This window comes from Flavobacterium luteolum (assembly GCF_027111275.1).
In the GTDB taxonomy this organism is placed as follows: domain Bacteria; phylum Bacteroidota; class Bacteroidia; order Flavobacteriales; family Flavobacteriaceae; genus Flavobacterium; species Flavobacterium luteolum.
In genome coordinates, this window is sequence record NZ_CP114286.1 from 2,041,925 (window position 1) to 2,058,536 (window position 16,612).

At 35.8% G+C, this 16,612-nt stretch carries 1 protein-coding gene; it reads right to left on the bottom strand.

Annotated features, from left to right (window positions below; translation table 11 throughout):
- Positions 1-42: 42 nt before the first annotated feature.
- Entirely contained in the window at positions 43-16,515 is a 16,473-nt protein-coding gene (locus OZP10_RS08830; protein WP_281634338.1) for a T9SS type B sorting domain-containing protein, read from the bottom strand.
- Positions 16,516-16,612: the final 97 nt, after the last annotated feature.

Consider the following 16,612-nt stretch of genomic DNA (forward strand, 5'->3'; position numbering starts at 1 on the left):
GTATTAATTTTTTTAGATAACATCATTGGGGCTATAATTTTGTTATCTGTATAATGTGAAATGCCCAACAAACTCTCTTGGATCTTTCGGATCATTTAATTTAAGAACATACCAGTAATCTCCTGTAGGCAATTCGCTTCCATGATATCTTCCATCCCATTTTCCATTTACACGGTATTTCGCTACTACTCTACCATATCTATCATAAATATCGAATGTCAATTCTTTGTAAGCTAATGCACCACAACCAGGTCCAATATTGTCTCCATCACCGTCACCATTAGGTGTAAAGTAGTTAGGCATACAGAAGTCATAGAAAATTCCTTCTACATCTATCGTAGCTTCACAACCATTTTTGTCTCTAACAATTACTTTATAGATACCTGTTTTATAGATTCTATAGCTATTAGATGATGTAAATGGTTCCCCATTGAAACTGTATTCATAAGGAGCAACTCCACCAGAAGCTTTTACAACAATAGTGTTGATGTCTTTGCTTTGGTTTGTAACATCTATTACGCCTAATTCTGCAACTGCCTCTACAGTAAACACTGGAGTACGCACTTCACATCCGTTAGTATGTCTTGCTACGATGAAGTGATCACCAGCAGCAACATTAGTAAAGATTTCACTTGGTTGATAAACACCACTATTATCTAATGAATAATCTACATCTGTAGGATTATTAAATTTATCAATAGAAACGATTACCATATTTGCCTGTTTGTTGTCCACACAGTCGTACTGAACTTCTGCAGTTGGGTTAAGAACTACCGGTTCTGGCATGTTAATCTCAACTTCGCTAATACAACCGTTACTATCTTTAATAAATACAGAGTGTTTTCCTCCTGCAAGACCTGTATAATCTTTCTCTGTTCCTGTAATTAAATTGAATGGACCAGCAGATTTGTCAAGACTTTCATAGTATGGAGCCGTTCCACCTCTTACTTTAACACTAAACGCACCGTCATTGTCTCCTTTACAAATTTCAGGAATCATAGATCCTGCTATTTCATTAGCAATTAAAGGTTCTGGCTGTGTAATTTCAATAGTATGAATTTCAGTACATCCTAAAATATCTTGAACAATTACTGTGTAAGTACCTGCTTCTAATCTTTCGAATGTTCCGCTGTCTACAAATTGTGCTAAGAAAGGAGATATTGCAAATTTAATTGCGCCTGTTCCTCCAGAAGCTGTCATAACAATTTTACCTGTCTTTTCTGCAAAACATTTAATTGGTTCTACAGTGTAAGAAGAAGTTAGTTTTTCTAATGCCTCTGTTATTGTTACAGGAACTTCTTTTTCGCAATCTACACTTACTACACGAACAATATATGAACCTGCAAACAAGTTAAAGAACATTCCATCAGCTTGTGCTGGTCTAATTTCTACACCTGTACTATCCAATAATGAATATTGGTAATTTCCTAATCCACCTTTTGCAACAGCATTAATAATTGCACTGTCGTCTCCTTTACAATTAACAACTGCATTTTTTGGATCTAATTCGATATCCAAAGGAGTAAGCGGTTCAATATTCAATTCGTTAGAAATAACTGGACATCCAAAGCTATCTTTTACATAGTATTTATGTAATCCAAGACTAACAGAGAAAGTTGTTGAACTATTGAAACTTGTTGTACTGTAATTAGTTCCATCTTCACTATATGTATAAGGACCTGTTCCTCCTGTTACAGATAAAGTAACAGTAGCATCATTTTTACAAGTAACTCCAGTTGTTAGAGATAAAATTGGTTCTATTACTGAAGGGTTCGTTAATGTAATAACTGTTGGTGAAGTAGCTTCACAGCTAAATCCGTCAGCTACTGTAACTACATACGATCCTGCACTTAATTTTGTAAATACATTAGAATCTTGAGGTCCTAATACAATAACATCGCCTTCTGGAGTTGTATAAGTTAAGCTGTAAACATAGTTTGCACCTTCTCCACCTGTTGGAGTTCCAACTGTAATTACTCCGCTGTCATCACCGTAGCAAGACAGAATTGTACTTGTTGCTGAAGCTGTAAACAAGATTGGTTTTGGAACATCTAAATCAACAACATCCGTAATCTCACACTCATTACTATCCTTAACATATATAGTATAGTGTCCTGGTGTTAAGTTCGCAAAATGACCTTCTGCTGAGTAATCATAGCTAACTGGACCATCCAATTTATATTGGTATGTTCCTGGCCAACCACCATCTGCAATAACATCGATACTACCATCATTACTTCCTGGAGCACACGTAATTGGTGCCACAGATTTAGTCATTGTTAATGCTACTGATGGTGCAGCAATGTCAAAACTTGTACGAACATCACATTCTGGCGAATTAACTAATTTACCAACTACGTCATATCTACCCGGTTTTAATCCGTTTAATGGAAGAGTAACACCTGTTGTTTGTCCTGAAGTAAGAACAATACTTGAATCTGGACCAGTAACTGTATATTTAAAATCACCCGCTTTATCCTTTGGATAAGGACGATTATCTACAAGAGTCACTACAACACTTCCGTCAGCTTGACCAAAACAGATATCTGTTCTTATTGCATCTACATTGAAAGCAAACGAGTTTGGATCTTGAACCAAATGGTTTTGAGATATTGTACAACCCGTTGCTGGGTTAAGAACAGTTACTAAATAAGTTCCAATTGCTAGATTTTGGAATAATCCGGTATTGTTCTTCTCTGGAGTAATAACTGTATCGCCTGTTCCTGTTAATGTGTACTCTAGCGCACCTGTTAAAGTTCCGTTCACATCAACCACGGTTTGAATAGTTTCACCATCAACACATGTAATTGGCATTACATTGAAATCCATACCCAATAAAGTAGCGAAAGCTCTAACCTCAATTGGGCTTGTATTAGTTCCACTGCAATAATTTTCATCATAAGCAGTAATTACATATGTACCCCCTTTATGGTCTTTCTCTTCATATGAAGTTTCTGTTCCGCTGTAAAGCAACGTTCCATCTCTTCTATATTCATAGTATAAATATTTACCAGAACCTCCAGTTACTGAGTTAATAGTAATTATAGCATTATTAGTTTCATTACCTGTTGTACAACCGTATTCTGTAAAACTTGCATTTACAGCAATAGCATTTGGCTGTCCTACTGTAATTTTTTCAGGTAATGATATACAACCTCTTCCAGATTTTACAACTACAGTATATTCTCCTGCAGGTAAATCATTAAAGTCTGGAGAAATGCTATCTGTAATACTTACAACCGGAGCACCAGTTGGACCAGATATACTGTAAGTATATGGCAAGTCTACATTTGTCGCTGCTAATGTAACTGAAACTCCTCCGTTAGAATATCCAAAACAAGTAACAGGTCTAGGTTTTAAAGTTATTCCTAAAACATCAACTGCATCAGAAATTTTAACTTTAAAGTCTTTTGTACATTTCGTTACGATATCCTTCACACTGAAAGTATAATTTCCAGGAGCTAAATTAGTGAACTCATCAAAAGTCTGGTCTGTTTTCCAGTTGTCAATTGAGTAAATATAGCTGCTTGGCGTAGTTACTGTTCCTCCTCCTGCAGTTAACTTCACAGTTCCTGTAGCAGTATTACATGTTGGCCATACTGTTACTTCTGCATCTAATGTTAAAGGTTTAAGAACTGTTACTGCCGTACTAGCTTTTACTGGACATTGGTTTTTATCCCATACCCAAACGGTGTAATTACCTGGATCTTTTACCATAAAGTAATTATCATCTTGGTATACTATTCCGTCTAAACTATATTGCAGTTTTGCCAATCCTGTTGCATCTACATCGATTCTATATCCAGTTGCGCTAGGACATTGATCAGCTACAGTAACTTTATTGATTACTGGTAACGGATCTACAGAAATATGTACATTCTTGAATCTTTCACATTTATTGGCATCTCTCACATAAACATCATAAGAATCATATAATGGTGCTATTTGAGTTGTCGCAAATGTTTTAATGTTAGATCCGCTATAATCGCTATCAGCTGGAGTGTTTCCTGCTGGTACAAACGCATAAGTATAACTACCCGTTCCGCCAGAAATACTTGCTGGATCAACAGTAATTGTAGCTACAGTAGTATTACAGTTTTGATTTTTAACATTAATAACAATTCCGCTAATATCTACTGGCGATGGTTCTGTAATTGTAACAGGGTTTGAAGTCACAGTACATTCTGGGTAAGCATTTTGAGTTACCTCTACTGTGTAATCTTTTCCTGCTGGCAATCCTGTTATAACATAAGGATTACTTGTTCCCGCATTGATATTTGTTCCTGTTGCAACAGCAACTGGATTTCCTGGCAAGAACACTTTATAATCATATAATCCAGTGTATTTATCAATATTGATTGTAATCTGACCATCACTAAATGTATTACAGCTTGCCATTTTTGAAGCAGTTGCAGTAACCGTCATGATGTTATACAATTTCACATCGTAAGCGCTTGAAATAACAGTACAATCTGTATTCTTATCTGTTATTTTGAATTGATATTTATGGCCTGCAGTTGGTGCAACATAATCAAATGTGTTTGTTCCTATCACTGGAATTCCAGGAGTGCTATAAGAAGCTCCATCTACAGAAACTTGATATTCAAAACTGTAAGGAGTTTGTCCTCCAACAATATCAACTGTAATTGTTTCTTGTCCTCCGTTTTTACAATCAGCTAAAATTCCTGTTCTAGGAGTTGCTGAAATTAATTCAGGGAATGGGTTAATGTCGATATCAACAGAAGCCACACAACCTTTTAAGTCTTTAACATAATAAGTTAAATGTTGAACAACTCCTGGCTTATTATCAACTTTGAATTCGTTTTCGTCATACCAATTCGTTCCATTGTTACTGTACGTGAAATTTTTCTTTATCTCTACACCTGCACCGTGTTCACCAGTAACTGTAACAATTGTTTGTTTAATAACATTTGCAGGAGTACAAGCAAAGTCTGCTGCTTTTGCTTTTGCAATTACCGCCGCCGGAACATCAATAATAATATTATTTTGAGTAACTGGACATGATCTTGCTGATGAAACTGTTACACTATAAGTTCCCGCCGTTAAACCTGTAAATAAGCCATTTGTTTGTGTAACTGGCAATCCAACAGGTGGAGTCAACGTGTAAGTGTACTGCTGATTATCTGCAAGTGCTGCTCCTGTAAGCTCTACTAAAATTTGTCCGTTTGATCCGTTTCCTTGTGTAGCATCACAACTTGGAGAAGTTGGTTTTGGTGTGTAAGTAATAATCGTTGGGTCACCCACGTGAACTAACTTTGTTGTAACAGCACATGTCTTAGAATCTGTAATTGTAAATACATAATCACCAGCACCTGTTGCTCCATCTACAACATGATCTGCTGTCGTTGCATTACCTACAAAAGTATATATTGTAGGATCTGCAATTCCATCTTTAGTAACCGTATATTTAAATGGTGCATAACCACCAACAACGTCAAGTTTAATTATTCCATCAACTGGTCCACAGAAAATTTCGGTATCTATTTTCGCTGAAGCGAAGATTTGACCTTTAATTTCAACTGGAACAGCAGCCACTGCCTCACATCCGTATTGATCTTTTACTGTAACTTGATAGTTACCTGGCGCTACGTCGGTAAATGTATTACCGTGCCATGTTTTACCATTATCAATACTGTATTCATAAACTGGCGTATATTCTGGTGTACCTGGTGTAGTTGCGTTAACAACAATTGTTGCACCTTGTCCTACACCTGAACCAGTATAACAATATACTGATGTCGCATCGATTGAAGCAACTGGCTCAATTGGTGTTTTTAATTCGAATGTTGTCGTTTCAACGCAGCCATTGGCATCTCTTACTGACGCAGTGTAAACTCCAACTTGAGTAAGTCCCTCGAAAATTCCGTCTGTATTTGAAGGCAGCACTTTATTTCCTGGAGCTGGCTCTGTAACTGTGTAAACAAAACCTCCCCATCCATCAGCTGCTTCAAGTTTTACTGCACCTGCACTTTTACAACCAAGTGGTGTAACAGTAACTTTTAAATCTAACTTAGTGGTTACGGTTTTAATATCGAAATTAACAGTATCTGGACATCCTGTCTCATTATCTGTTACTGTAATACTATGAGGTCCTGGAGCTAATCCTATTAAATCAATTGTTCCAGTTGTCATTGTAACTGCTGCATCTGTATCTAGTACATAATCGTAACTAGCACTTGTACCACTTTCGAAGCCAGTTACTACGAAACTAGCTTTACCATCGCCTGCACCTAAACAAGTAATATCTGTTGGAGCTTGTTTCAACTCGATATCGATTTTGATAACATCTTTAACAGTATACTTAATTTGTTTGATACATTTATTTGCGTCTGTTACTTGGAAGATATAATCTCCTGGTAATAGATCTGTAAATACTGGATTAGTATTATTCTGTGTAATAATTGTACCAGTTGCTGAAACAATTTGGTATGTCAATGGTGTAATACCACCTGTAACATTTTTAATTTCTACATCAGTATTTCCATCAATACAAGTAATTGGATCTGGTTGATCTAGATCAAACTTTGTTGGAGGATCTAACCAAAGAATTGTTACAGTACTTGTTTTAGGACAGCCATTCTCATCTCTAATTGCATACTGAATAGTTTGACTTGCTCCGTTTTGATCTACATAGAAAATGTTTGTATCTGCACTGAAGTCACTATTGTTAAAACTATATTCATAAGCACCAGTACCGCCATGTGCCGCTAAAACAACTTTTGCTTGTTGTGGAGCATTATTTGCACCACATAAAGGTTGATCAATTGTTGGCGTATCTAATATCAATTCTGTTGGCTGGCCTAAAGTTTGAGTACCAGTTACAATACAACCCAATTCATCTTTAACAGTATAAGTATAATCACCTGCAATTAAATTAGTAAACAATGGAGTTGATTGCGTCATTAAAGTTCCTCCTGCTGGTGAAGTTCTTAGCAACGTATATTCATACTTGCCTTTACCTCCTTTTGCAGATAGTAACATGGTTCCTTCTCCTCCAAAACATAACGGTTGAGTTGGTGTTGCATCTGCTACGATTGGTACAAGCGGATCAACACTTACTGGAGTCGTTTCTACTGAACAGCCATTTGCATCTTTAATTAAGAATACATAAGTGTCTGCATCTGTAGCTGAAACTGGATAAGTGAAAGTTCTTGAACCTGCTGGTAAAATTGGGGTATCACCACTAAATGTTCCAGTTCCTTTTTTAACAGCATATGCAAAATTAGGAGTACCAGTACCATTTGTAATAGTCACTGTAATGATAGCATTTGGACCTGCTGCTCCAGTAGCATCACAAACTAAATCTGTTGTAACTTCTGCATTTGCTTTTGGAGTTGGTGTAATTGGAGATTTAACAACTGGTGTTTCACAACCGTTAAAATCTTTAATAATTACATCTACTGGTCCAGAGCTAAGGTTTTTTATTGTATACGGTAAAGTACCAATTGGTACAAAAGTTTTTCCGTTTACGCTTATATAATATGGTTCTTTTCCTTTTGTTGTTTCTGTTACTTCAACCTCAAAAGAACCTTCAGCAGCACAATTATCTACGATATCTAATGTAAATGCTGGAATAGGATCCTGCGGTAAAGCAATAGTAGTATATTTAATACATCCGTTTGCATCTTTAACATAGACATCATAGCTCGTTCCTGCTCCTACACTTCCTGCTAAATTAAAGCTGTTTTTATTATCCCATTTTGTAGGATCATAAGCCGTTCCTGAAGCAACAGCCTGATATGTATAAGGCGATGTTCCATCTTGCGCAGATGCACTAATTGTTCCTAATTTACTACATGTTGCATTTAAATCAACTGAAGCGCCAATTCTTAACAATTTAGTCGATTTATCAATTTTAAAGTTTGTTGTAGCAATACTACAGCCTTGATTTGGTGTAGCACCAACTTCTTTTATTAAAACATAGTAATATCCTAAATCTAACGCTGATGGACTAGTAATAGTTACTGTTCCAGGAACACCACCCACAGCTGCAGGTACTGTACCAGAACCTGTAACACCAGTTGATGTCAATGTTAAGCCATTAAAAATTGTATAGGTCAAATTAGTTGCGGTTGTATAGATACTATTAACCGTAAATGTTACGTTACCGTCTGTTACATCACTACAAGTAACGTTTTGTGGCACTATATTGCTAGCCGTTAAAGTAGAGTTACTTGGAATAGCAGGTGCGCCAGTTTCATAATAGTAACATTTTGACTGATCGTCGTATACTACATAAGTATAAGTAACACCTGGTGTTAAATTAGTAAAAGTAGTTTGCTTAAGTCTATCGCCTGTAACAATATCAACTTCTTCTGCCTGCCATCCTGGTCCAGGGTAAGTTGCATTTGTTCCGTCATAAATTCTAAAGAAAAATGGTCCTGTACCTGAAAATGCAGATCCAACCTTTACAACTGCAGAACCACCGCCTCCACCCGGAGCTGTTGTGTCACAATTTGTAGGAGGATAAGTTACTGTAATAGCAAGTTTATTAGGTGGAGATGTAACTAGCTCATCTGGGAATTCTACTGAACAACCATTTTCATCCTTAACTACAATCTTATATAAACCAAAATCTACAATACTAAAAGTAACAGAAGTTGTACCGTCAGTATTTAATTCACTCTTATTATAATTTGTCCCTGTAACATAGTAGCTATAACCCGTAGATCCAGGAACTCCCGGAGAAGTAACCGTTCCACCTGTTACACTATGAATGATAATAGACCCTTTTGCCATTCCACCGGCAGGATCACACTTTATACCAATAATTTCATAATCTACTACAATGGGTTTTGGTTTAATGATTTCTACTAATTCATCATCAAAACATCCTTTGCTATCAGTAACCGTAACTTTATAATGACCTGCTGGTAAACCTGTCATTTGAGAACCAAAATCTGTAAATGGCGCATCTAAAAGCTCTACTTTATATGTAAAAGGTGAAGCACCTTTACTTGTATCAAGTGTAACTTTAATAGCTCCTGTTGATTCTGTTGGACATAAAATCTTTTGCGATTGAACCGCTGTTAAAATAACTGGTGGTTCAATAGGTGATACTTTTACAACTTCAGAAATAATAGAACATGCTGGAGTATTAGAATCTGTAGCTTCAAATTTATAATCTCCATCTAAGCTTGTTGAAAAAGTACTTCCTGTAATTCCCGTTGTTGTAAAACCTCCTCCATTACGAGAAACTTTATAGGTGTAAGGTCCTACTCCACCTTCTGCAGATAACGTAAATTGAGCATCTGTAGTTGTATACGGAGGTAAAACAGCACATGTTAAATCTTTTACTGGAGTTACCGTAATTTTTAATTGATCGTTAACAGTAATAATAGTAGTATCCTCACAACCATTATCATCTTTAATACCCAATGTATATTTTCCTGGCGCTGTAATTGATTTGGTATCATTTGTGTTATAAACGCCATTTAATCCGTAAAGTTTTGTTGTTGATCCTGAATAAACTGATCCTGTAATTTTCACATCAAATGCGGCACCAGCATAACAAAGTGGATCTGTTACTGGGTCAATTTTTGGCGAATCGTCTTTTGTAATAGAAATTGATGTTTGAGCAGGACAGCTATTACCGTCTTGAACATATACATCATAATCTAAACCATCTACGCTTGTGTCTTTAATAAAAGTATTATTAGATACATAATCAGTAGCTATTGGAGTATCTCCAGCTTTTACTACTGCATATTTTAGAGGAGCTTTTCCTCCTTGTGCAGTCACTACAATCGTTGTACTAACATGAGGCGTACAGAAAACTTTTGTTCCTGTAACCTTAGTAATTTCTACAAGAACTGGATCTGCAAGGGTTACTTCGCTTGTCGCAATACATTTTGTTACTTTATTTGTAACCGTAAAAGTATATTTCTCACCACCTTTTAATCCTGTATACGTAACTACATCATTTGCTGGATTTGATGGACTAGGTGTTATACTAGGAGTTAATAAAATATCCCCTGAAATACTTCCAACTAATTTAGTAGTGTAACCTCCTGTTAAATTTCCAGAAATTGTGAAATTAATAGAACCATTGCTCAATCCGTTACAAGTTACATTGCTTACAATTGATCCTGTCGCTTGGATTTTTACAACATCTAAAATTTCAAAATCACCAACTACAGTACATTTGTTTGCATCTGTAACTTTAAAGTAATAATGTGCTGGTGTTAAACCTGTAAATGTATGATCTCTATTAGCGTCACTCACCGAAACTGCGCTTGGACTAGTTATTTCATATGTAAATGGTCCAACACCTTTTGTAAATTCTAATTTTAAATCAGCACTATTGACATCACATGTAATAACATTTGATGCAGTAATTGTAAGTCCTGTTGGAGGGTCTAATTTTTCAATTTCTACACCACCTGTTACATCAACATGACATCCATTGGCATCGTATACTGTTACACTTACATTACCTGCAATATTTGTAGAATAAGTATCTGAAATAACTGGCGTTTGACCATTATAACTATATCTATAAAGATTTGGTGCTGGGTATGGAGTACCTCCTGAAGCCGTTACTTTAATTGTTGCTTTCTGTGCATTATTTGAAGCATCGCAAGTTAATTTAACATCAACATTTGCATCTGCTATTAGCGGATTTACTGGTTCTTTAATTGTAATCGTTTGAGGATCTGAAGCACATTTTTTAGCATCGATAACAACAACACTATAAGTACCTGCTCCTAAATTCTCAAATAAATTTGTTGTTTGAGTAATTTTTGTGCCTGATGGAGTAACTGGCGTTACTTCATAAGTAAATGATCCTGCAGGACTTGCAGTAATCGTAATAGTACCTGTTGTAGCTGATTTACATAGAATCTCATTTGGTTTAGCTGTGAAAGTTGGTTTCACAGTTGAATTTACTGTTTGAGAAACTACAATGCTACAGCCTTTACTATCTGTTATTTGAAAATAATAAGTTCCTGCTAGAGCTTTATAAGTAAATTTATTTAAACCTGGACCTACAGGAATAGGCGTACCTGTGAAAGGTGCCCCAGTTGTATTTACTAAGTAGGTATAATCTGGATATCCATCTTGAATTGTAACTCCAATGACCGCTTCGGGATTAGTTGGATCACAAGTTAAATCGGTATCAATTGCTGCTTTAGCACTTAAAGGAGCAGAAATGATTTCCTCTGCTAAATCAGCTGTACAGCCTGTTACAATATCTCTAACTGTAATAGTATATTTCCCTGGAGTTAATCCTGCGAATGTACCTGATGGCTGATAATTACCGCTATTAAGTTTATATTCATAATTAGGGTTTGGTTTAGGTGCATTTTTTGGAGTTGCAATTAATATCGCTCCAGTTCCACCAGCACAATAAGATGATGTTACACTTATTTCTGCCTCAGGATTTACTGATCCATTAATTGTGAAATTCTGTCCATCAACTTTACAACCTGTTAAATCTGTAACCGAAACGCTATAATCTCCAGCATTAAGATTTGTAAATACATTGTTATTTACCTGTACTTTTGCTGTTCCTCCTGGTGAAGTTGGTGTTACTGTATAAGTATAAGATCCTGAACCATCTACAGCATGAATTGTAGCCGTTCCTTTTACTTTACAAGTAACATGAGTTAAGTCTGGATCATTTAATTTTAATGCTGCAGTTGGTCCTCCAACAGTTACATCTTCAATAATTGGACAATTTGTAGTTGAATTTGTAACTGTAATACGGTGACTTCCTGCAGTTAATCCAGTAACATTAAGAACAAAAGGATTTGATGCTGCTGTTCCTGTAACTGGAGCTCTCGAATCTACTACGTAGCTATAATTAGTTCCTATAGCAATTCCTGTAACTGTATAACTTGCTGTTCCGTCTGTTGCGTTAAAACAAGTTACAGTTCCTGGAGTTCCTTCAACTGTAAAACTTGCAGGAGGTGCTATTGTATGTTTATCTGTAAATTTACATTGGTTTGCATCTCTTACTTCAAAAGTATATTCAACATTTGCATCCAAACCATTGAATATACCTGTAGAATTTGGTCCAGCTGTTATTGGAGCGATAATTCTATATTCTAATGTGCCTGTTATAGCTACTCCAGCAGCATCTTTTACATTTGTAATTGTAACACTTCCTTTATTATTAGGACAAGTTGCTGCTGTTGTAGTAGTGATTGTCATTGCTGCAGGAGGGTTCAATTTATTTATTGTTCCTGCGTTTACAACAACAGAACAAGAATTAGCATCAGTAATTCTTACTGTATAATCACCAGCTACATTTATTCCTGTAAATACATTGCTATCTTGAGGTCCTACAACTGCAACATTATTTCTTAACAAAGTATATTTATATGTACCTGTTCCTCCAACTACACCTGAAACTGTAATAGTTGCTGGATGGTCACAGTTATATACTGGATCAATAGTAGCTGTACCTTTAATTTCTGCTGGTTCATTAATCTTGAAATCGTAAGATCTTGTACAATCATTAGCATCTTTAACAATATACGTATAAGTTGTTCCAGGAGTTAATCCAGTATAATTGGTTTGATCTGTAAAAGTACCTGAACCATTAAAATCAAATTTAAAAGGAGCTAAACCTGTTAATCCTTCCAGATCAACAGAACCTTTTCCACCAAAACATAATGGATCATGAGGGTGAGCCGTTGCGGTTGGTTTTACTAAAGCATCTACTTTTCTAGCAATTGATGTTGGACAACTATTCTTATCTGTTATCTCAAAAGTATAAGTGTCATCTATTGTTGTTGAATATTGGAATACAGGATTTGTCGTAGTTCCTGAAGCCACAACTTTATCTAAAGTATTTTTAACAACATAGTTGTATGGCGCAACACCGCCTTCAATAGTTACTTCTATTGTTGCTTCAGAACCTGTTTGTTTACAGCTTAATGCACTAATAACTGCTGTTTTTGCGCCTAATTGTGGTTCAATCTGCTGACTAACAACTTCTGCACTACATTTGCTATTCATATCTAGAATCTCAAATTCATAATTTCCAGTAGCTGTTACATTATGTGTAAACGTACGTGTAGTAAATTGATCACTATAGTCGCTATAATTTCCTCCGTTACGTTTCACTCTATATTTAAATGGCCCTACACCATCTTTAATTAAAATAACAATTGATGCACCATTATTTTCTGTAAAACATAAATTAGAAGTTGATTGAATTTCTGCTTTTGGTTCTGTAGAACCATTTACAGTAATATCAGTGCTTTTGTCTGCCTGACAACTGTTTTTATCTGTAGCTGAAACAGTATAGTTTCCTGGCTTAACATCAAAAACCTTATATAATAAATCTGTAGGATCAAGATTAAATGGTTGAGTAGCACCAGTTGCTTTATCTGTCAATACAAGATTAAAAGGAGCGGTACCTCCTATAATAGAAGTAGCCGTAACTACTGCTTTTTTATCACAAGTAGCCGTAGTTGCATCTACTGTAAATTTAAGCTGAGCTGGTGATGGTACAGTAGTAGGAATATCAAAATCACAACCCTGTGACGTTGGGTCTTTTCTTACCCTAACGCTATAAGTAGCTGCTGACAACGGACCAATTGTAACGCGGTCTTTTGTAGATTTTATCCAAGGTTCTTGGTTATTAATCGAATAATAGAATTCTCCCGTAAAGTTTTCACCAAAAATATCAAAAGATCCATCTTTTGCTCCAAAACACGATTCTCCTTTTAAATTTTCAACATGGGCAATAAATGGAGGTGGAGGAGTAATCGTAAAATCCCACTTAAACTGTGCTCCACATACTCTTGGAACTTGGAATACTTTAATGTCATCTATCGCAACGTCATTACCAGAGTCCTCCTGGACACTTGAACGGACAATAAGTCGTAATTTAGTATAATTTCCAGGATCAAGCGTGATTGGTGTTTTTGGATATTTTATCCAGTCTCTATCTGTTGCCGATCTATCAATACTACCTGTTGCAAATGATGAAATTTCATTCCCTGCTCCGTCTACCAAGGCAATTGTCAAATTAGGGTCTTTTTTACCTGCTCCTGGCTTCATCAAGTTCATCGCATAAAACTCAAACATGATAGGCTGATTCGGAATTACATCATTAATCTCCTTTTCATATAAAATCGTACTTGTTGGAATTAAACTTCCAATATTAACAGCAAGGAATCTTCCTTTAGGATCTTTAACTCCCTTTACAATCGATGTATGGTCAACCGGATATCTCCAGCTCCAACCTGAAGTAGCATCTTGATTAATAGAACTTGTTACCGAATAATCACCATCATTAATAGCATAAGAACCATTACAATAGGTATCTGGTCGGTCTGGTATTTGTCTCTCAAAACAATAGTAAAAAGTATTAATACCTGGTGAAGTTGTATTTGGTCCACTACCGAAACTTTCATCTAATAAGTTACTATATGTAGAAGCCGATTTAACATTATAATCAACCGTAATAAAATGTTGCCCTTGCGGAACATTCAAAAACACGTTTGGCTGCGCTGTATTCGGGTTAGGATTTCCATCTAAGTAATATTGGAAAGTATATCTAGGATCACCTGCTCCATTATTAACAAGCACCGTTTGTGTTGCAGTACCATCACAATTATAAGTAATCGGCCCTTTGGTAATACTAGGTTCAGTTGGTTTACCATCAATACGAATGCCTGTCATATCAAATTTACAGCCATTTTTATCTCTAATGCTTACCGTATAAGGCCCTCCTTCTTTTAAATAACCTACATTGCTTGTAGTCCATCCACTACCATTAATAGCATCAGTATTAAAATAATATTCGTATGGAGGAGTTCCCCCTTGCGGGTTAGTAATTCTCACAATTCCATAGTCTGGATAAGGATCACATCCTGGTAAAGCTGCGACACCAGCAGAAGCTGTTAATGCAGTCGTTGTACCAATTGTAATTGTATTAAGAGCATCCTCGCAATAAGACCCTTTACTACCTGTACGATATCTGATCATTACATCATAAGAACCTCCTTCAAGACCAGGATAAGTTATTCCTGTTCCAGTAGTAAAATTACCATCCTGCCAAGTTAATCCAGCATCTTTACTGTATTGAATTGTATTATAACCATTTTTATTAGACACAGTAATCTTAATAGTTCCACTTGGATTACAAATATTATCTGTTGTTGTGCTAATCGTATAAACCGGTTTATCAACATTAGCTACATCAAATGTTTTTTCAGCAGAACAGCCATTCAAATCTTCAACTCGCATAATGTATTGACCTCCTTTGTCTATAATGACTCTATTATTTGGAACCAAAGTAAAGGCTCCTCCATTATAGCTTACAAAATAACGGTAGGAAGTTCCTGCCCCACCATTCGCATTTCCTTGAAGAATTCCTGTTTCACATACTTTAAAAGTTCTAGTAATAGATGAAGTATTATTTAAAGTATTTGCCGCCTTAATTTCTATGCTTTGAGAATTTTTTACCTCACAAGTACCGCTACCAGTATTTTTTACAGTAGTTACCACTGTATAATTACCCGCGCTTAATCCTATAAATTCATGTTCAGCAATAGATTTTTGTTGCGAAAAATCTATTGGAGTGGTTAAATTTGAACTTCTAAAAAGCTGGTAAACGTATTCGTTGTTTGCTGTATTGGCAGTTACTTTTATTTTACCTTGACTATTATTGCTAACACACGCTGGCTGTGTTGCAGTTAAAGAAGTGCTAAAAGTCGTCGTACTAACAACAATATTTTTTACACTAAAAACACATCCCGCTGGAGCTGCTTTTAATCTAATGAAAACATTATAAGTATCAGCATCTGGAGTAATAAAAGTATTACTGTCCTGCCAAGTATTAGGAGCAGGATTTGTTGTAAAGCTATATTCATACAAATCACTAAATCCTCCAGAAACGATTCTTCCAGGGATAACACATGAACCATCACTGCTTCTTACAATATTTGTTTTTGTAATTCCTGTAGGATCTACTTCCGATTTATAAACATTAAAGTAAAAAGTAAAAACAGAGGCATCTGGATATTTTATGACAACTTTATACTCACCCGCAGAACTGGCAATAAATTTTTGTCCACCAACAACATCAGCCCAAGTACAATTGTCTGCTGTATTGGCACAATTTCCGTTTGTATTTGGCGTACATCCTCCTGTACGTTTCATCCATACAATAGAAGTTGCATTTTTTATTTCCGTATCAATTTCTCTTGTTTCGTTGCCTCCGCACAAGAAAAGTTTTGGAAGCTCTGCACCATCATTAGGACAGATTGACACAGTACCTGCATAAGGATACTGAGCATATTTTTTAATCGGATTCGGAATAGTTGGAGGCGTAGTCATTTTGCCTGTAAGCGTGTCCGAACTAGCATCAAAACTAATCTGATTGTTAAACTGATTATTTGCTTTTAAGAATAAGTTCTCATTCGAGCTTGACTTAAGTTTTGAATTGAAAGCAACCCAATTTTGCGCGTAGGAGGCAAAATTGAATAGCAGAGCTAAAACAAAAATCAGCGTTCTTAAAGTAGTAGGTTTTTTCATAATCATTTTTTGTTACTTCTGTTTATCCTCTAAGGGGCATTAGTGAATAAAAAAATTTGTATTTGATAACATTTATTTCAATGTCTCTCTTAACTTT